Origin of the sequence: Mesoplasma photuris ATCC 49581, from assembly GCF_000702725.1 — a bacterium.
Lineage (GTDB): Bacteria > Bacillota_I > Bacilli_A > Mycoplasmatales > Mycoplasmataceae > Tullyiplasma > Tullyiplasma photuris.
On the sequence record NZ_JNJI01000006.1, the window covers coordinates 45,197 to 65,770 of the forward strand.

General features: G+C 29.8%; 16 protein-coding genes and 11 tRNA genes. All 27 read right to left on the minus strand.

From position 1 onward, the window contains the following. Window positions 1-10: 10 nt before the first annotated feature. On the minus strand, window positions 11-1,372 hold the full coding sequence (eno, locus tag T347_RS0103375; RefSeq protein WP_031543314.1) for a phosphopyruvate hydratase: 1,362 nt from the start codon (window positions 1,370-1,372) through the stop codon (window positions 11-13). A gap of 82 nt (window positions 1,373-1,454) precedes the next feature. Further along, entirely contained in the window at window positions 1,455-2,126 is a 672-nt protein-coding gene (locus tag T347_RS0103380) for a nitroreductase family protein (protein ID WP_031543317.1), read from the minus strand. 67 nt (window positions 2,127-2,193) lie between these two features. After that, window positions 2,194-4,035, minus strand: a complete 1,842-nt coding sequence (typA, locus tag T347_RS0103385) for a translational GTPase TypA (RefSeq protein WP_031543320.1) — start codon at window positions 4,033-4,035, stop codon at window positions 2,194-2,196. Window positions 4,036-4,228: 193 nt separating this feature from the next. After that, complete coding sequence (locus tag T347_RS0103390) at window positions 4,229-5,029, minus strand: hypothetical protein (protein WP_031543322.1); 801 nt, start codon at window positions 5,027-5,029, stop codon at window positions 4,229-4,231. 75 nt (window positions 5,030-5,104) lie between these two features. Then, the gene (gene lepA / locus T347_RS0103395; RefSeq protein ID WP_031543324.1) at window positions 5,105-6,907 is read right to left on the minus strand and encodes a translation elongation factor 4; all 1,803 of its coding nucleotides are present in this window, start codon (window positions 6,905-6,907) and stop codon (window positions 5,105-5,107) included. Between the two features lie 16 nt (window positions 6,908-6,923). Further along, the gene (locus tag T347_RS0103400; RefSeq protein WP_031543327.1) at window positions 6,924-7,856 is read right to left on the minus strand and encodes an alpha/beta fold hydrolase; all 933 of its coding nucleotides are present in this window, start codon (window positions 7,854-7,856) and stop codon (window positions 6,924-6,926) included. Between the two features lies 1 nt (window position 7,857). Then, on the minus strand, window positions 7,858-8,502 hold the full coding sequence (locus tag T347_RS0103405; protein WP_031543329.1) for a ribonuclease H1 domain-containing protein: 645 nt from the start codon (window positions 8,500-8,502) through the stop codon (window positions 7,858-7,860). 13 nt (window positions 8,503-8,515) lie between these two features. After that, the gene (gene proS, locus T347_RS0103410) at window positions 8,516-9,937 is read right to left on the minus strand and encodes a proline--tRNA ligase (RefSeq protein WP_031543331.1); all 1,422 of its coding nucleotides are present in this window, start codon (window positions 9,935-9,937) and stop codon (window positions 8,516-8,518) included. A 1-nt stretch (window position 9,938) separates the two neighbouring features. After that, the gene (locus T347_RS0103415; protein ID WP_031543332.1) at window positions 9,939-10,580 is read right to left on the minus strand and encodes a hypothetical protein; all 642 of its coding nucleotides are present in this window, start codon (window positions 10,578-10,580) and stop codon (window positions 9,939-9,941) included. Window positions 10,581-10,674: 94 nt separating this feature from the next. Beyond that, window positions 10,675-10,764 (minus strand) — tRNA-Ser (locus tag T347_RS0103420). A 47-nt stretch (window positions 10,765-10,811) separates the two neighbouring features. Then, complete coding sequence (tsaB, locus tag T347_RS0103425) at window positions 10,812-11,378, minus strand: tRNA (adenosine(37)-N6)-threonylcarbamoyltransferase complex dimerization subunit type 1 TsaB (protein WP_031543334.1); 567 nt, start codon at window positions 11,376-11,378, stop codon at window positions 10,812-10,814. 1 nt (window position 11,379) lies between these two features. Continuing rightward, entirely contained in the window at window positions 11,380-11,799 is a 420-nt protein-coding gene (gene tsaE / locus T347_RS0103430) for a tRNA (adenosine(37)-N6)-threonylcarbamoyltransferase complex ATPase subunit type 1 TsaE (protein WP_031543336.1), read from the minus strand. Between the two features lie 53 nt (window positions 11,800-11,852). Beyond that, complete coding sequence (gene mgtA / locus T347_RS0103435; protein WP_031543338.1) at window positions 11,853-14,687, minus strand: magnesium-translocating P-type ATPase; 2,835 nt, start codon at window positions 14,685-14,687, stop codon at window positions 11,853-11,855. A 235-nt stretch (window positions 14,688-14,922) separates the two neighbouring features. Further along, window positions 14,923-16,515 (minus strand): 2,3-bisphosphoglycerate-independent phosphoglycerate mutase, encoded by a 1,593-nt coding sequence (gene gpmI, locus T347_RS0103445; RefSeq protein WP_031543340.1) that lies wholly within the window; start codon window positions 16,513-16,515, stop codon window positions 14,923-14,925. 9 nt (window positions 16,516-16,524) lie between these two features. After that, window positions 16,525-17,349: a Cof-type HAD-IIB family hydrolase gene (locus tag T347_RS0103450; RefSeq protein ID WP_031543342.1), complete on the minus strand. Its 825-nt coding sequence runs from the start codon at window positions 17,347-17,349 to the stop codon at window positions 16,525-16,527. 4 nt (window positions 17,350-17,353) lie between these two features. Beyond that, entirely contained in the window at window positions 17,354-18,100 is a 747-nt protein-coding gene (gene tpiA, locus T347_RS0103455) for a triose-phosphate isomerase (RefSeq protein WP_031543345.1), read from the minus strand. 136 nt (window positions 18,101-18,236) lie between these two features. Then, window positions 18,237-18,312, minus strand: a tRNA-Phe gene (locus T347_RS0103460). A 5-nt stretch (window positions 18,313-18,317) separates the two neighbouring features. Next, window positions 18,318-18,394, minus strand: a tRNA-Asp gene (locus T347_RS0103465). Window positions 18,395-18,397: 3 nt separating this feature from the next. Further along, window positions 18,398-18,473 (minus strand) — tRNA-Met (locus T347_RS0103470). Between the two features lie 21 nt (window positions 18,474-18,494). Continuing rightward, window positions 18,495-18,587, minus strand: a tRNA-Ser gene (locus tag T347_RS0103475). A 47-nt stretch (window positions 18,588-18,634) separates the two neighbouring features. Then, window positions 18,635-18,711, minus strand: a tRNA-Ile gene (locus T347_RS0103480). 9 nt (window positions 18,712-18,720) lie between these two features. Beyond that, window positions 18,721-18,797 (minus strand) — tRNA-Met (locus tag T347_RS0103485). Window positions 18,798-18,812: 15 nt separating this feature from the next. Further along, a tRNA-Ala gene (locus T347_RS0103490) sits at window positions 18,813-18,888 on the minus strand. A gap of 7 nt (window positions 18,889-18,895) precedes the next feature. After that, window positions 18,896-18,972: transfer RNA gene (locus T347_RS0103495), tRNA-Pro, on the minus strand. Between the two features lie 60 nt (window positions 18,973-19,032). After that, window positions 19,033-19,109 (minus strand) — tRNA-Arg (locus T347_RS0103500). A gap of 148 nt (window positions 19,110-19,257) precedes the next feature. Beyond that, window positions 19,258-19,332, minus strand: a tRNA-Cys gene (locus tag T347_RS0103505). A gap of 84 nt (window positions 19,333-19,416) precedes the next feature. After that, window positions 19,417-20,556 carry a phosphatase PAP2 family protein gene (locus T347_RS0103510; RefSeq protein ID WP_031543347.1) on the minus strand — a complete coding sequence of 380 codons (1,140 nt, stop codon included), beginning with the start codon at window positions 20,554-20,556 and terminating at the stop codon, window positions 19,417-19,419. Window positions 20,557-20,574: the final 18 nt, after the last annotated feature.

Here is a 20,574-nt window from a genome sequence, read left to right on the forward strand (position 1 = left end):
TTAATTAATACTATTTAATTTCTGATAAGTTGTAGAAAGTTGCAAATCCATCGTAAATTGCGTTTTTACCTAGTTCAGATTCGATTTGTAATAATCTGTTGTATTTAGCAATTCTGTCTGATCTTGACATTGATCCTGTTTTAATTTGACCTGTATTAAATGCTACAGCAACATCAGCGATTGTTGAATCTTCAGTTTCTCCTGAACGGTGTGAAACTACAGCTGTTCATCCAGCTTTTTGAGTCATAGTAATTGCTTCAATTGTTTCTGATAATGTACCAATTTGGTTTAATTTAATTAATGTTGAGTTTGCAACACCTTTAGCGATTCCTTCTTTAATGAATCTTGGGTTTGTTGTGAATAAGTCATCTCCAACGATTTGTACTTTTCCACCGATTTGATCATTTAATTTTTTAAATCCATCTCAGTCTTTTTCGTCTAATCCATCTTCGATTGAAATAATTGGGTAATTGTTTACTAATTTTTCTAAGTAAGCAATCATTTCATCTGAAGTCATTGTTCATGATTGACCAGTAACTTTTTCAATTTTTTTGAAGTGGTATTTTTTATCTTCTAAGAATAATTCTGATGAAGCACAATCCATTGCGATCATAATTCCATCTTTACCTGTTTTAAATCCTGCTTTTTTAATAGCTTCAACTAATAAGTCTAAAGCAACTTCAGCTGGAGTTTTAGCTTGGAATGAAGCTAAATCTTCATTTTCGTATGCTCATGCGAAGTTTGGTGCAAATCCACCTTCATCTCCAACAGCTGTAATATCACCTTTATCATGTAATAATGATTTTAAAGCTTGGAAAGTTTCTGAAGATCATCTTAATGCTTCAGAGAAAGTTGGTGCTCCAACTGGCATAATCATAAATTCTTGGAAATCGATTGCTGAATCAGCGTGTTCTCCACCATTAATAACGTTTAACATTGGCACAGGTAAGCGTTTAGCTTGTACTCCACCGATATATTTGTATAATGGCATTTCTAATTCATTAGCAGCAGCTCTAGCAACAGCTAAAGAAACTCCTAACATTGCGTTTGCTCCTAAGTTTTTTTTGAATTCTGTTCCATCTAAATCAATCATAGCTTGGTCTAAAGCTAATTGATCTTGAACTTCCATTCCAACTAATACTGGTGCGATTTTATCATTTACGTTAGCTACAGCTTTTAAAGTACCTTTTCCACCAAAACGTTTTTTATCACCATCTCTTAGTTCTAAAGCTTCATTAGCACCAGTTGATGCTCCTGAAGGAACTTTAGCAACACCATATCCACCAAAATCAGTTCATACTTCAACTTCAACTGTTGGTAAACCACGTGAATCTAAAATTTCACGTCCTAAAATTTTAACAATTTTTGACATATTTTCTCTCCTTATGTATATAAGATAATTATATTATGTTTATTTGAATAAACAACTAAAAAATAAAAAATAAGGCAATACCTTATTTAATGTAGTTAACAAAGTCCTTTTTATCTTTTCTTACTTTTTTAAAGTAACCAATTCCTTCTTCACCTTCAATTTTACCAAGTAGAATACTTAAAGTTATTTCCTCATCATTTGCTAATAGATTTTTTGATCTAAATAGTTCTTCTAATTTAATTCGATCATATCCTTCTTGAGGACATGCATCAATACCAAACTGTTCAGCTGCAACAAGAGCAATCCCTAATGCGATATATGCTTGTTTTTGTGATCAAAAATTAGCATGATTCATATCGTTTGGTGCTCCAAATTTTGCATCTCAAATTTTTGCAAAAGATTCGAAATATTTTGCTTTTAATTCTTCGGGTTTACCTTCAAATTTTGCATTAATAGTAAGTGGCATAGTTTCATTTTTTAATTTATCAGCTTTATCTGTAATAATTAAAATTTGTGCTGAAGCAGTTAAATGATTTGGTGCTCCAAAAAAGATTGGATTTAAACTTTCTTTAAATTCACCGTCAACTAAGACAATTACTCTTTGATTCATCATCCCATAACTTGAAGGACTCATACGAATAGCTTCAACAATTGAATCTAAAATATCTTGTTCAATTTTAAAACCTTTTTGAAAAAGTTTTGCACTGTGTCTTTCTGTCATCAATTCAGCGACTGTTTTATCTTTTAATTTCATGTTTCTCCTTTTTTTTAATAAAAAATAACTCATAATTGAGTTATTTTAATTTTACATTAATAAGTTATTAGTTAATAACTTTTTTATTGTCATTTCTATGTTGTTTACGTTCAACTTGTGATAATCATCTTTTACGTAATCTAATGTCGATTGGAGTTACTTCAACTAATTCATCTCATTCGATGTATTCTAAAGCTTCTTCTAGTGTCATAGTACGTGGTGGTGTTAATTTAACTGAATCATCTGTTCCTGATGAACGAGTATTAGTTAATTTTTTACCAGTTGTTGGGTTAACATCTAAATCATTATCTCTTGAGTGTTGACCAACAATCATTCCTTCATAAATTTCAGTTTGAGGAGAAACGAAAATAATTCCACGTTCTTCTAAGTTTCCTAATGCATAAGCTAAAGCTTTACCGTTTGCCATTGAAATCATTACACCATTTTGGCGTGATTCAATTTCACCTTTGTGAGCTTCAAAACCATGTGATGATCTAACCATAATTCCTTCACCATGAGTATCATTTGTAAATTCTGAACGGAATCCAATTAATGCTCTTAAAGGAATGATATAAGTAACTTTATCTCTTGTTCCATCAGAATCCATATCAATCATTAAACCTTTTCTTTGGTTTAATTTATTAATAACTGTTCCTGAGTATTCACTTGGTACGTTAATAATTACTTTTTCCATTGGTTCTAAAATATCACCACTCATTGGATCTCTATGTAAAACTACTTCTGGTTTAGAAATAGCCAACTCAAAACCTTCACGTCTCATTGATTCAATAAGTACTGATAAGTGTAGTTCACCACGACCATAAACTTTAAATCCTTCAATTGAAGAGTTTTCTAAAGCTTCAACTCTTAATCCAACGTTAACTTCTAATTCTTTGTCTAATCTTTCACGAATGTTTCTTGATGTAACAAATTTTCCTACTTTACCAGCAAATGGTGAAGTATTAACTAAAAAGTTCATAGACATTGTTGGTTCTTCGATTGTAATTGGTTCCATTGGTCTAACATCGTTAGGATCACAAATAGTATCACCAATTGAAATATCGTCAATACCAGCAATTGTTACGATCTCTCCTGCGAAAGCTTCTTTAACAGCAACTCTTGCTAATCCTTGATAAATCATTAATTTTGAAATTTTACCTGATTTTGTTTTTCCATCATTAGTAGCCACAGTAACTGTTTGACCTTCTTTGATAGATCCTTCAAATAATCTTCCGATTCCTAAACGACCAATAAATGAATCATACGCTAATGTAGAAACTTGTAATCTTGTTGAATTGTTTGCTAATTCTTCTGGGTATGCTCCAACTTGTTTAATTACAGTCTCAAATAATGGTGATAAATCTTCTGATTCTTCAGTCATTGTATATTGTGCAATTCCGTTTTTAGCAATTCCAAATAAAGTAGGGAATTCTAATTGTTTGTCGTTAGCATCTAATTCCATAAATAGTTCTAATACTTCATCAACAACCTCTAAAGCTCTTTGATCTTTTTTATCAATTTTGTTAATCATTAAAATTGGACGTAATCCTAATTCTAAAGATTTCTGTAATACGAATCTTGTTTGTGGCATTGGCCCTTCACTTGAGTCAACCAAAAGAATAACTGTATCAACTGTTTTTAAAACACGTTCAACTTCTGATGAAAAATCAGCATGGCCAGGAGTATCAACGATGTTGATTTTAATTCCGTTATATTCTATCGCACAGTTTTTTGAATAAATTGTAATTCCACGTTCACGTTCTTGATCGTTTGAATCCATAACTTGAGCTATAAGTTCTTGATTATCTCTGAATGCTCCACCTTGTTTTAATAATGCATCTACTAATGTAGATTTACCAGCATCAACGTGAGCAATAACAGCAATGTTAATAATTTTTTGATTTGACATATTTTCCCCTTTTATTTATTTAACTTATAAATAATACCATTTTTTAACTAATTAAAAAAGTGCTAACCTTTCTAAAAGAGCGATATTGTGGTAAATTTCATTAAACTATCGAACAAAGTAGGTAAAAAGATCATTACTTGGTAATTTTGATAAAACTTTAAGAAAATAAAAAAACAAACTTTTTAAAGTTTGTTTAGTTTTTTACAATATGACTATTCATAGTTTCGACCATTTGAATTCTTTCATCGCGCTCAAGAATGTAAAGTTTTAACTCATCATTTACTAAACCAGCATTTTTTTCTGCCTTGTCTTGTAAAGTTTCATGAACCACTATCAAGTAATAAATAATTGTTTCAATATAAGTTGCAAATTTTAAAAATACATTAGCAAGAGCAATCTCTTCAGGATCTAAATCAATATCAGTTTCATCAAGTGAATCAATAAAATCAGATAGGCTCTCTTGAATTAGATATATTTTTTCATTAACTTGTTCAGAAGTTTTTGCAACTTGAAAATCTTCGAAAAAATTTTTTAAATCTTTATAAAATAGGCTGAATGGTTCTACTATTTCCATGTTTAATAATGTATTTTGAAAGCTTTCTACATATGCATTCATCAATTCAAAATATGTACGATCAATTAAAGCATCAATCCCTAATTCATTTAATGGTTTCGAACCATATTCTTCTAATAAAGTTAAATAAAATTGTTGATAATCATATGCAACAGTTGTTAATGCATTCATTCTAATAATCAACATATCTGAAACACCATCTGGTAGTTGATCAGATTCTAGACCGATAAAAACTGGCTTAATTTTTGAAAATATATCACTAATATATTCTCTATATTCTGAATAGTTAAATATTTCTCTTCACTTATCACCAATTAATTTAGCCGTCGGTTCTCCTTTGAATTCAGGATAATATTCAATTAAAAATACTTCATCATCAACTATGTCAAAAAAATCTTTTTCATATTCAAATTTATTCATATTGTCCTTTCCTTAAAGAAAAAATGAAGTTTCCCTCATTAGTCCCTAAATTGTTTTAGATTAAAATGTTATATATTAGTCATCTAATTTTAATACTGCAACAAACGCCTCTTGAGGAACTTCTACACTACCAATTTCTTTCATTTTCTTTTTACCTTCAATTTGCTTTTGTAGTAATTTTTTTCTACGAGATTTATCAGCAGCATGTAATTTTCAAGTAACGTCTTTACGGTAAGCTTTGATTGTTTCTCTTGCTAAAATTTTATTTCCAATCGCAGCTTGAATTGGTACTTCAAAGTTTTGACGAGGAATTAATTCTTTTAATTTAGCTGTTAAGGCTGAACCACGTGAATATGCAAATGATGAATGCACAATCATTGAGAAGGCATCAACCATATCTCCATTAAGTAAAATATCCATTCTTACTAGTTTTGATTCTTTATAACCAATTAATTCATATTCAAAAGAAGCATATCCTCTTGATATAGATTTTAATTTATTAAAAAAATCAAAAATAATTTCTGCAAGTGGCATATCATAAACTAAAATCATTCTTTGATCATCAACATATTCTAAATCTTTATAGATACCTAGTTTTTGTTGACATAAATTCATTAAATCACCAACAGAATCTTTTGGTGTAGCAATTCTGACGTTTACAAATGGTTCTTCCATCTTTAAGATTTTTTGTGGATCTGGCAATTTAGCCGGATTATCAATTTCGATAACATCTCCATTAGTTAAAAATACTTTATAGATAACAGATGGGGCTGTTGCAATTAGATTTAAGTTATATTCTCGCTCTAATCTCTCTTGAATAACTTCCATATGCAATAGTCCTAAGAAACCACAACGGAAGCCAAACCCTAATGCTTGTGATGTTTCTGGTTCATAAACTAATGACGAATCAGATAATTCAATTTTTTCTAGCGCTTCTTTAAAATCTTGATAACGATTTGTATCAACTGGATAAATTCCACAATAAACCATTGGTTTCATTTTTTTATAACCAGGTAGTGGTTCTTCTGCTGGTTTATCAGCATTTGTAATAGTATCACCAACGTTAATGTCTTTAATATTTTTAATTGATGCAGCTATTCAACCAACTTCTCCAGCTTCTAGTGATCCGGTTTTTAAAATTTTTGGTGTTTTAACACCAACTTCAGTAACATCATACTCAGCACCGTTGAACATTAAACGAATTTTGTCGCCAACTTTAATTGTTCCTTCTTTAACTCTAATTGACATAACTACACCTAAATATTTATCATAGTAACTATCAAAAATTAAAGCTCTAAGTGGTTTAAAATCATCAGCATCATTTGGATAAGGTATTTTATTAACTATAGCTTCTAAAACATGTTCAATATTTAAACCTGTTTTAGCAGAAATTAGAGGTGCTTCACTGCAATCAAGACCAATGATATTTTCAATTTCAGCTTTAACTCTTTCAACATCAGCACTTGGTAAGTCAACTTTATTGATTACGGGAATAATTTCTAAATTACTATCAAGTGCCAAATATACATTAGCAAGTGTTTGTGCTTCAACTCCTTGAGTTGCATCAACAACAAGAATAGCACCTTCACAAGCTGCCAAACTTCTAGATACTTCGTATGAAAAATCTACGTGACCAGGAGTATCAATTAAATGAAAAACATATTCTTCACCATCTTTTGCCTTGTATTGCAACTGAACAGAGTTTAATTTTATTGTAATTCCACGTTCTCTTTCAATATCCATTGAATCCAATATTTGCTCTTGCATTTCTCTTTTTTCAACAGTTTTAGTATGTTCTAAAATACGATCAGCAAGAGTAGACTTACCGTGATCAATATGGGCAATAATACTAAAGTTCCTTATTTTTTTCTTATCCATTGGATACTCCCTTTTTCTAAAATTGATTATTTAAATTTTCTTTAATAAAATTAGTTAAATCTTTTTCCACTTCTAGTTTTTCTGGTTCAAATAAAATTTCATGTCTTAAATTAGGATATAAAACCAATCTTGAATTATAACCATTTCTAACAAATTTTGAATTAATTTTTTCAGGACCTTTACCATAATTTCCTACAACATCATCATCACCTGATGCAATTAAAATAGGAAGATCTTGTCTCATTAATTTAAAGTTGCTTGTTTTAGAATTAAATAACATTCCTTTAAACATATCTTTAAATGCACTTGCGCTAAAAACTTGACCACATAATTCATCATTAACAAATCATCCCTGAATATCTTCATCTCTTGTTTGTCATTCAGATCCGTTTGCTGTTGAAGAATCAAATTTTTTATTTAATGATCTATAACTTAGATTTCAAATAAATTTTGAAGGTTTCTTAGCTCCATTAAAAATTTGTACCATTTTTGAAATTAAAATTGACATCATCATTAAACCTTTTGGTTTTTCAGCTGTTCCACTTAAAATTAATCCAGTGATTGTTTGTGAGTATTTAATTGCATAAGTTCTAGCCATAAAACTACCCATTGAATGTCCCATCATAAAAACTGGTAATCCTACATAAGTTTTTTTGATATAAGTATTAACTACTTTTAAGTCATCAACAATTGTGTTTCAACCATTTTTTTTAGCAAAGAAACCTAGTTCAGCATTGCTTAAATCAGCACTTTCACCATGCCCTCTATGATCAGCACCAACAACTATGATTCCTTTTTTGTTCATTCTTTCAGCAAATTCATTATACCTTGTCATTCTTTCAGCTGAACCATGAACAAATTGAATAACCGCAATCGGTTCTTTAACATCTTTTCACTCAAAAGTTGTTAGTTCTTTTCCATCTAACATTTGTAATTGAAATTTTCGCATATTATTTAACTCCTTCATATAATTCAAAAGTTGCATTTGCAGCTAATTGATCAGCTAAATCATTATAATGATCACCGCTGTGTCCTTTTACTCATTTAAATTCTACATTTACTCTTGTAGAAATTTGATCATAAAACTCTTGATATGCTTGTGTGGCTGGCAAATTAGCTTTTCACTCTCTTGTTGCTCACGAAGCAACTCCTTGATAATCATGATGAATTATCAAATATTGAATCTTTTGATCAAATGCAAATTTCATTGCTTTTTTAGCACCTTCAAGTTCCCCTGCAACATTCCTTAATGATGCATTTTCTTGATCATTAAATCTTTGTGAAAAATAATATTCCCTATCTTTTCACAAAACAACTGTTCCATATGAATAATTATTGCCCTCCGAAAGGTAACTTCCATCTGTATACGCAATAGCACTCACTAGGTCTTCCAATCCAAAAGGCTTTTTCACAATTGGTTTAGCTTTAACTTCTGAGGTTGGTTTGTTTCTTAAAAAATCTCACGCCTCATTTTTTGTTTTAAAAGATTTATAAACTGCTCCTGAAAATCCATCAATATATGATTTTGTTTCTTCTCAAGTTTCAAAAACACCAGTTTTAAACCCTTTTTTAACCGCGTAATATTTTTTAGACATCATTTCCTCCTAATTAGTAAGCTCTTGCAAAATAAACTAGTGCTTTTGATGGTTTAGAACAATTGAAGCATTTCCCTTCTTTTTGTTCTACATCAAAAGGAATACAACGCGAATTTGTTGAAGTTTTTTGTTTAATTTCATTTTCACATTCAATTTGTCCACAAAATGGAACTAAAACAAATCCTTGATTTTCTTTTAATTTTTCAATGTACTCTTCAATAGTTGAGGCTTTTGAAGTTCTAGCTTCTCTATTGTCTAAAGCTTTTTTGTATAAAGATTCATCATACTCTTTCATCATTTGACGAACCGTTTGTTCAACCTTACTTAACTCAACCAATTGTTTTTCTCTTGTATCTCTTCTTGAGATAGTAACCATGCCATTTTCCAAATCTCTTGGTCCGATTTCAATTCTAATTGGAATACCTTTAATTTCCGCTTCAGAAATTTTAAATCCAAATGATTTATCAGTTTTATCAATGTTAACTCTTAAATCAGAAAGTTGTTCTTTGATTGAATTTGAAACAGCAATAACTTTTTCGTCTTCTTTAATTTCAATGATTGCTACTTGAATTGGAGCAATTGTTGAAGGTAATACTAAACCATTGTCATCAGAGTGAGTCATAATGATAGCACCGATTAGTCTTGTTGATACTCCTCATGAAGTTGAGTAAGCATTTTCAAGTTTACCTTCTTTGTTTTGAAATTTGATATCATAAACTTTTGAAAAGTTTTGACCAAAATAATGTGATGTACCACATTGCAATGCTTGACCATCATGCATTAGAGATTCAATTGTATAAGTATCTTGAGCACCCGCAAATTTTTCTTTTTCTGTTTTCTTTCCTTGAATTACAGGTAATAATAAAAATTCTCTAGCGAATTTTGTATAGATGTCTAAAATATTTAATGTTAATTCTTCAGCTTCTTGAGCTGAGTTATGTACTGTATGACCTTCTTGTCATAAAAACTCTGAAGTTCTTAAAAATGGTCTTGTGGTTTTTTCTCATCTCATAACATTTACTCATTGATTGTAAATTAATGGTAAGTCTCTATATGAATTAACTTCTTTTTCGAAGAAGCTTGCCATTAAAACTTCTGATGTTGGACGAATATATAATGGTTCATCTAATTGTTTATCACCAACTCTAGTAACTGTTGCGATTTCAGGAGAAAATCCTTCAATATGATCTTTTTCTTTGTTGAATAAAGATTCAGGAATCAATAGTGGGAAATAAACATTTTGAACTCCAATTTTTTTGAATTCTGAATCAAGTTGTTTTTGCATCAATTCTCAAATCGCATAACCATAAGGTCTAAAAATAGTTGTCCCTTTAACTGGTCCATATTCTACAAGTTTTGCATTTAAAACTGTATCTGTATATCATTGTGAGAAATCTACATCTCTTGGTGTAATCTTATCTAATTGCTTTGCCATATTAATTAACTCCTTGTTCTTCTTTAACAACACCATTTCTTCCGAAATATAATTGTGCTTTTAATTTATTTCTTTTAATTGCTTCTTTAGCATTTTTATATCCATTGCGATCACGAACAATAATTCATTTGATCGCTTCTGGTGGAATATCCTCTAAAATACTTACCTTGTTTAAAGAAATATCAAATAACCAATCTTTCTCAGATATCTCTTTAATTTTTTGAGGATCTAATGCTAAAACACAAAATTTTGATGCATTGAAATCTAAATCATTTGATCATTTTCAAAAATTTCCTCTAGACGATACGTCAAACTCTAAATTGATCGAATCCTCTTCTTGCGAAAAAGTTCAAACATGATAATTTTCATTGTAATCAAGCTTTAAATTTTTCAACAATTCAATTCCGTTATCTAAAATGTGATTTATATTTCTGCTATCTGTATAAAAAAGTAGACTTTCAATATCTCTCTTTTCGATAATCTTTAAAATATTTTCTTTTTCAGATTTATTAACCAAAAATAATTTGTTTAAAATATCTTCAAAGTAATCTGATTCTATTGAGGAATCAATAGGTTTTCAAAATAATAATGTTCTAAAAAACTTTTTAAATTTGTCCTTGAACTTATTTTTTTCTTGTTTCATTTTTTCACCTATTCTAACATATATGATTATATAGATTTTGTAGACCAAATAAAATAAAAAAGGATACATAAGTATCCTTTTTAGAATTTTAAACTGGCGGGTTAAAAGAGACTCGAACTCTTGCGCCGGAAACCGACCTAACACCTTAGCAGGGTGTCCTCTTCACCAACTTGAGTATTAACCCATTAATACTTTAATATTATACATAATAAAGTATTCTTTTATAAGTTCTTAAATAAAGTTTTTAATATATACCGGATTGATATCATCAACATTTTTAACTTCATCAAATGAATCTTTTACTTTCAAATAAGCTTGAACAAAGTCGAAGTTAACATAATCTTTAATAATTTCAAAATCAGAATATTGATCAACAATATTTTGAATATCTTCATTTGATAAAATTGTTTCTTCGATCACAGATATACCTTGATCATATATTCCAATATAAGATTTATTCCCTCTAGCATCAAAGATTGAAATAACTTTTTCATTCATTGCTTGATATTTTAAGGAACTAATTAAAAAAATATTATATTTTTTATCAATAGATTTTAAAGTTTTTGCTATTGTTAGACCAATTCTTACGCCAGTATAGCTTCCGGGACCTTTGGTTACATAAATATTTTCAATATTTTTAATTGTTAATGAGTTTTGATTAAGTAAATTAGATATTTCATCCATTGCAATATCAGAAATTTTTTTAGTATTAAGAATGATTTTTTTATCAATAATTTGATTATTTTTTTCTAAAATTATTACAAAATTTCAATTGCTTGTATCAATAAATAAATTCATATTAATTTCTTTCTATAGTGAACTCACGATTGTGATCACCAATATTTTTAATATCTATTTTTAAATAGTTAATATTTGATTCTAAATCAATATTCTCATATCATTCAATAATATTTATACTGTTTTCAAATTCGTCCAAATACATATCTAACTCAGAATCATTTTTCAATCGATAAGCGTCCATATGATTAATTGTTAAACCACTTTTAGAAGTGTATTGATTCATTATCACAAAAGTTGGAGAAGTTACAACTTCATCAACACCAAGTAATTTGATTAATTGTTTTGAAAAAGTTGTTTTTCCAGCGCCTAAATCACCACTCATTAAAATATAAAAAGGTGTTTGCATATTTTTTAATTCTTCACAAATTTCTTCAGCAATTTTTTTTGTATCTTCGAGTGAGTTACTTATTTTCTTCATAATTCCTCCATTGATTTAATTATAAATAAAAAAAGTTGTTTTAAACAACTTTATTATAGTCACTTTTTATAAATTTTAATGAATAGCATTTTAACAGTTTGTGCCACCAAACAATAAGCACTAATTATACCAACCACGATTGGAATGTAAATTAGTGAAGGCTGGGCAAATCTGAAAATAGATCCTATTGGTTCAATATATGGTATTAAGAAAGCAACTAACATTATGATTCCTCCAATTAAGAAAATTGGTCATGGTGATCTAGATTTTATAAATGGTAATTTTTCAGTTCTTAAAATATGGAATATAATTGTTTGAGAAATTAATCCCACAATAAATCATGATCCTTGGAAAATAGATTGTGCTAAGTCTTTTGCATCAACTCCAATTTCTGGATTAATACCCACCAATAGGCTTGCATCATTATTATTGTATGCTTGAACTGTACCTAAACCTCAACCAACAATAACAAAGGTAATGATGTCAAAAATTGAACTGACTGGACCATTTATTAATGCAAAAGGCACGAACTCTTTAGAGTTTCATTTTTGTGGTTTTTGAATAAATGTATCATCAACCCTATCCATTACAGAAACAAATTGAGAAAAATCGTAAATTAAATTTTGTAATAGCAGCTGTGATGGTAGCATTGGTAAAAATGGTAAAAATGCTGCAACTAACAACATTGATAATGCATTACCAAAATTTGATGAGAAAGTTATTTTTGCATATTTTAAAATATTTCCAAAAATCATTCTTCCTTCAATAATCCCTTTTTCTAAAACAAGTAATGATTTTTCTAAAAGAATAATATCTGAAGCATCCTTTGCAATATCTGTGGCATTTTGAACTGAAATAGCAACATCAGATTGTCTAAGAACAGGAGCATCATTAATACCATCTCCCATATAACCAACTGAATGACCATTAGATTTTAAAACTTGAATGATTCTAACTTTTTGTAATGGATTCAATTTAACAAAGATGTTATTTTTTTCAACAATGCGTTTTAGCTCTTGTTCGCTAGCGTTTTCAATTTCTGAACCAGTAACTAAACCGGTGATATCTAAATTAACCATTTTACAAATAGCACGAGTAACCGGTTCGTTGTCCCCTGTTAATATTTTTAAATCTACACCATATTTTTTTAATAAAGATATCATTTTAGCTGATGATGGTTTTGGTGTATCTAAAAATGATGCAAAACCATAAAATATCAATTCTGATTCATCTTCAACTTTAAAAACTGTTTGATTATCTTCAACAGGTTTATAAGCAATTCCTAGAACTCTCTTACCTTCTTCGTTTGCTTTTTCAAAATAGGCTTCGATTTGACGTCTCAATTCATCATTAATTTCTACAACTTTTCCTTTATAAAATACTCTATTTGATGAATTCATGATTTCTTCAGCAGAACCCTTCGTGATCATAATTCTACCCTCTACTTCAGAATCAATCACAAGTGTTAATTTTCTTCTGTTGAAATCAAATGGTATTTCATCTACTTTAGAAAATTTATCAGTTTTATTAAAATCGAAATTATTTTTAGTAACATAATCTAAAACAGCTTTATCCATCGGATTTCTCAATCCCGTTTGGAAGTAAGAATTCATATATAATAATTTAATTAATTTATCGTCTTTTTTCTTATCAACACTTAAATATTCAACTAAATCAATTTTATCGTTTGTAAGTGTTCCTGTTTTGTCTGTACATAAAATATCGATTGCACCTAGTGCTTGAACAGCTTCAAGTTCTTTCACAACAACTTTGTTTTTAGCCATTCTACGTGATCCTCTTGAAAGGTTAATGTTCACTATCATCGGAAGCATTTCTGGTGTTAAACCAACTCCTACAGCTGCCGCAAAAATTAAACCTCCTACTCAAGGACTAATTGCGTCGTTTTTTAGTTCGTTATTTGTAAGTGATGCAACAATGTAAATGATTGGAACCATCATTAACATGAATATTAATAATATTCTAGTAACTGATTTAATACCTTTAGTAAATGAGCTCTCCGGTCTTTTTTGCATAATAGTTTTACTAATTGTTGCAAAATAAGTATCATTGGATGTAGCGATTACAATTGCAATTGCTCCCCCAGAAACAACCGATGTCCCTGTGTAACAAATATTTTCTAAATCAAGAATATTATCAGTATTATTAGAATTATATGCGTGCTTTTCAACTGGCAAAGATTCACCAGTTAAAGAAGATTGATTGATAAATAAGTCTGTTGAAAGAATAATTCTAACATCAGCTGGTACCATATCTCCACTTGAAAGATATACTAAATCTCCAGGAACCAATTGCTTAACATCGATTTCTTCTCCAAGTTTAATTAAATTTAATTGATTTTGTTTTTCAACTTTTTTATATTCTATTAATTTTTCATCATTTTGATGACGAATAATATTTGTTGTAGTTTTAACAATTGAACTAATTTTTTTAGTACTAAAGAATGATTTAATTACTTGAATATATGAAATTGTTCCTGAAATTAATACCATTGCTGATGTTATAACAATTCCCGCTATTTCAAATGGTGATGTTGAAGCATCTCAAACAGGATTGAATGATCAATCACTAAATTGAGCTGTCAAATAACTAAATAAATTAAAAAATGTTATTGCTATCAAAATTAAATTAAACGCATTAAAATAGCTCTTTACAAACTCTCCAAATCAATTAAAATTTACTTTTTGGATTTCATTTGTTCCAAATTTTTCTAAATTATCTCTGAATTGTTCGTCTGTTAGTCCAAAATATTCAATACCAAAATGATTTAAAATTTCATTTTGGTCATATTTTGACATATTCATAATCATTTGTTCATTATTAAATGATAATTTTTTTATTCTAGATTTTTTGATTCTAGTTTTTTTCATATGTATCCACTCCTTCTATAAATAAGGAATTTAAACTAAACTAAAAAGCTCTGTTGTCAGAAGCGATTATTACAGCATAGTTAAATTCTGTTTTGTTAATATAAACGGACTCAGGATTGTCATCTAAAACGTTAATTTTAGCCATAATAACCACCTCTTTCTATCTTATAAATTATACTTCATTTAATTATCTATTAAAACTCAAAAATAAAAAAAGACCTTTTGGGTCTTTTAATTATTTCTTAATCATTGAAGGTTGAGTCATTTCAGTTGGAATTTCTAATCCCATAATTTCTAAAATTGTTGGTGCAATGTTTGCAATTGCAGCGTCTTGCTCAACTAATTTAATTGATGAATCAGTAACAATAATTGGCACAAGAGAAGTTGTGTGTTTTTTGTTTGGATTTCCTTCTTCATCTAACATAATTTCAGCATTACCATGATCTGCAGTAATAACCATAACTCCATTATGCTTAATTACAAATTCATCGTGAATTCTTTTTAATTGTTCATCTAAAACTTTTACAGCTTTAACAGTTGCTTCATTATTACCAGTGTGCCCAACCATGTCACAATTTGCAAAGTTTAATACAATTAAGTCAAATTCATCTTTTTGAACTTCTTCTAATAATTTATCTGTTATTTCTACAGCTGCCATTTCTGGTTTTAAATCATATGTAGCAACTTTAGGAGATGATATTAAATCAATACTTGCCCCTGGTAAAGAAACTTCTTCAGGTGTGGCAATACCATTTTTAAAGTAATCATTTCCACCATCAAAGAAGAAAGTAACGTGAGCAATTTTTTCAGTTTCAGCAATTCTTAATTGCTTTAAACCTAAACTAGAAATGTATTCTCCTAATGTATTTGTTAATGGATTTGATGGATATGCAATTAAAGGAGATTTAACTGAATCAGCATATTTCATTAAAGAAACAAATCGAATTTTATCTCCTAAAAATGGAAGAGTTTCATATTCTTTTGTTGATCATGAAGCATATCCTTTGTTTGTCATAACTGAAGCCATTTGAATTGCACGATCAGGACGGAAATTACAAAAAATCATAGCATCATTTTCTTTTAAATTTCCATTTACATCTAATTCATTAAACGCTGGTTCAATCATTTCATCATCTTTACCTAAAGCATATTGAGCATCAATGTAAGCTAGTGGATCTGAGAAAGATTTTACATCTTTTCTTGTTACGATGGCTTTGTATGATTCTGCAGTACGTTCAAATCTTTTATCACGATCCATTGCAAAATAACGACCATTAATTGATGAAATTATTCCAACTCCATTATTATTTTTAATCTCATCTAATAAAGTTTGGATATATCCTTTAACAACAGTTGGAGCTGTATCTCTACCATCTGTAATTAAATCAAATTTAATATTTTTAAGACCAAAATTAACTGCAGCTTTATAAATTGCAATCATGTGGTTCATGTGAGCATGAACACCACCATCTGAAAATAACCCCATTAAATGTAGTGCGCTATTTTTTTCTAAAACTTCATTGAAAGTAGCAACCAATTCTTCGTTTTTAGCAATATCATTAGTTTTAACTTCTCTATTTAGTTTTACTAAAGATTCAAAGTTAATTCTTCCTGCTCCCAAGTGAATGTGACCTACTTCTGAGTTTCCCATTTGTCCATCAGGTAATCCAACTCATTCACCTGAAGCATGAGCTTTAACATGTGGATATTTTTCTAGCATTTCTGCAACAAATGTCATATGAGCATTATCAACAGCATTACCTGCTCCTGCTTTTTCAATTCCTCAACCATCTAAAATAGTTAAAATAACTGGTTTTTTAGTTTTCATATTTCTCTCCTATTTTTTTAATAAATAATTTTCGACTAAATATTTAATTGCTCCGTCATCACTATTTATATCAATATATAAATCAGCAATTTCTTTAATTGGATCAACAGAGTTTTTCAGTGCTACTCCAACTCCAGTATATTCAATCATTGAAAAATCATTCATTCCATCACCAACAGACATAATATTATCTTTTGTGATTTTTAATTTTTCTTCAAATCATTTAATAGCAAACTTTTTGTTTACATCTTTTTTATTTATTTCTAATATTTCACCATTATTTGTAGCAACTTCTAAACCTAAATCTTTTAATTCTTTCATAAATTCAGGGTTAGCATTAAATGCTAAAAATTTGTAAAAGTCATCTTTAAAAGTATCTTTAACATCATTGTAATTAATCATTTCACCATCAAAGAAATTAGTTTCTCCATGATAAATTTTTTTATTATCAGAAACGACATTTAAAACAGAACGATTCATATCTGTTGAATATCCTCAAATAATAATATTTGCATACTTCTCTTGGTTAGCTAATTCAAATATTTTTCTAGCTAAAACATTATCGATTGGTGCCTCTGATAAGATTTTTTTATTTTTTAAGTCATAAATACATGAACCGTTGAATGCTCCCATAAAAGAGTTTTCACCTAATAAACCATTTTCTTCAATTTGGTTCATTTTAGACAAAACAGGTCTACCAGTAACAAAAGCTACTTGAGTTCCCTGTTTTATTAATTCTTTTAAAGGTTCAACATTAGCTTCAACAACCGTTCCCATTTTATAGTAACTAGTTCCGTCCATATCTAAAACTAATAATTTGATATCTTTATTCATTAAATTATTTATTGTAGTTTACTAATGCTAAGTAATCTTTTGATAATAATGAAGCTCCACCAACTAATGCTCCATCGATGTTTGGCATTGACATTAATTCTTTGATGTTATCTGGTTTTACTGATCCACCATATTGAATTGAAATTTGATCAGCTGTTGCTTGATCATAAATTTTTGCTAAGTTTTCACGAATTGCTTTACATACTACTTCAGCATCTTGAGATGTAGCAGTTTTACCTGTTCCAATAGCTCAAATTGGTTCATAAGCAATAATAGTTTTGATTGCATCTTCTTTTGAAATTCCTGCATATGCCTTTTCAATTTGATTATTTACAAATGAAACTGTTTTTCCAGCTTCTTTAGTTTCTAAAGTTTCACCACAACATACTAATGGAGTCATGTTAGCAGCTAAAATCGCTTTAGCTTTTAGGTTAACTGTGTTATCAGTTTCACCAAACATTTCTCTTCTTTCTGAGTGACCAATAATTACAAATTCAACACCTAATTCTTTTAACATTTCAATTGAAATTTCACCAGTAAATGCTCCATTTTTTTCAAAGTGTACATTTTGCGCTGCAATTTTAACATTTTTTGATAATTTTAATCCTGTTGATAAAGCTGTAAAAGGTAATCCTAGTCCAGCAACAACTTCTGTATTGTTAGCTTGTGCATCAACAACTGATAAAAACTCTTCAACAGCTGCATTTGTACCATTCATTTTTCAATTTCCAAAAATAACTTTTTTTCTCATATTTTAAATTTACCTCTCTTAAGTAATACCATTAAATTATATAACTTATTGGGTATTTTTTCTATTGAAATAAGTGGTTATGAGCAAAATAAATAAAAAAAGCAACCATAAGGTTGCTTGAAATTTTTGTTCTAAATGGTGGTCGTGGACGGAGTTGAACCGCCGACACGCAGAGCTTCAATCTGCTGCTCTACCAACTGAGCTACACGACCAATAATGGCGACCCCAACGAGACTCGAACTCGTGATCTCCTCCGTGACAGGGAGGCGCGATAACCAACTTCGCTATGGGGCCAAATGGTTGCGGGGACAGGACTTGAACCTGCGACCTTCGGGTTATGAGCCCGACGAGCTACCAACTGCTCCACCCCGCGTACCTTTTAAGTTTTTAATAATGGCGGAAGATGAGGGATTCGAACCCCCGCTCGGGTTTCCCCGACTCTCGGTTTTCAAGACCGATCCCTTCAGCCGGACTTGGGTAATCTTCCGTGATTGTTTTGTCCGTCATAATCAACCGCATATTTTGTGTTCATCATGGTGGACCTTATTGGACTTGAACCAATGACCGTCCGGTTATGAGCCGGATGCTCTAACCAACTGAGCTAAAGGTCCTTATAAAAATGGTAGCGGGAGTGAGACTTGAACTCACGACCTTTCGGGTATGAACCGAACGCTCTAACCAACTGAGCTACCTCGCCATAAATAATAAAAAATGGTGGACCCTAACGGGATCGAACCGTCGACCCCCTGCGTGCAAGGCAGGTGCTCTCCCAGCTGAGCTAAGGGCCCATTTAAATGGTCGGGAAGACAGGATTCGAACCTGCGACCCTTCGGTCCCAAACCGAATGCTCTACCAAGCTGAGCCACTTCCCGATAATATGTTATTATCTAACTATTTAAATGTGTCAATAATAACAAATGCATTTTTTATAATGGTGCGCCCGAAGGGACTCGAACCCCTAACCTTTTGATCCGTAGTCAAACGATCTATCCAATTGATCTACGGGCGCATGTACAAGCTTTGTTATTATTGGTCGCAAATACCACTATTAGCGACTTTTATATTATAGCAAAGTTTTTTTAGAAAATACAACCATTTTTTAAAAATAAAAGAAAAATTATAAATAAAAAAATAGCCTAAGCTATTGGTTTTTTTAATGGAGGCGCCGATCGGATTCGAACCGACGATCAGGGTGTTGCAGACCCATGCCTTAGCCACTTGGCCACAGCGCCATAACTATTTTATTATAATAGATTTTATAGGTTATGACAAATTAAATTAAAAACAATCTCAATTAAGAGATTGTTAGTTCAAAACTATTTATTTAGTTTTTTATTAACTTTATTTGCGATTTTATCAGCGATTTTATATGCAATAATTGCTGAAATAATTACTCATACATATGAAAATGATGTATCAGATAAATAATGTGATCCATTAATTAAAAATGAAAATACCATTAAAGCCATATGTATAAAACCAAGATATAAAATTGAAGTTTTAATTATTTCTTTTCTTTTATTTTTAATAACTCCTTTTTTATTCGGTGTTATAAAGTAAGCCATTGACATAACTGTGCATGATGATGAGACCACATGACCAGATGGAAAAGCCGAATTTGTAAAAATATTTAAATTTCATACTAGTGGTCTTCCATTAGGTACAAAAATATTAAATTCTCATCACTCTTGATATTCGTGAGGTTTTCCAATCACTTGATATACTTTATCCATATTTTCTTTAATTCATTCAATATCTAATCCATATTCATTTGCAATTCAATTTATTTTAAATTCTTTAGATTCTAATGACTGACTATAAAAATTTCTTCATGACATAATTTTTAAAGACCCAATAACAGCATAACCGATTACAAAAATCAACAATACTGCAATTGCTGGTTTTCAATATCCACCTTGAATAAATTTTTTATTTTTAGAAAAATAAAATCTTAGTAAAATTATACACGTAAGCATAATTGCACTTTGAATTGTGAAAATGATAGATATAATTATTGTTAATTCTTTAAGATTTACCAATCTTATAAATTCAATATTTGGACCACCATTGGGAAATTCACGAACTTTAGACATTGATGAGTTTCATTTCATGTATAGTTGAATAACGAAAGCTGAAATTAATATAGCATACAAAACAAACAAAAATAATTTGGATTGTCAGTCTTTCTTTTTATCAATTTTGATATATCTATACATATATTCAACCAAAACTAACCCAGATGCTACTAAAGGGATAATCAATTCTGTGTATCCCATTTCATGTCAAAAAGAAGAGAAATATCTAAAAAAATCATAGTTCAAAAGCTTCTCAAATATTTGCATTATTTCAAAATCATAAAATGATGAGATTATGAAAAGTACTGAAAAAATAATTATTAATCCAAACATTGGAACCGTTATTCATTTGGAAAATTTGCTTTGCTTTTTAAGTTCCATTAATTACACCTCATTTAA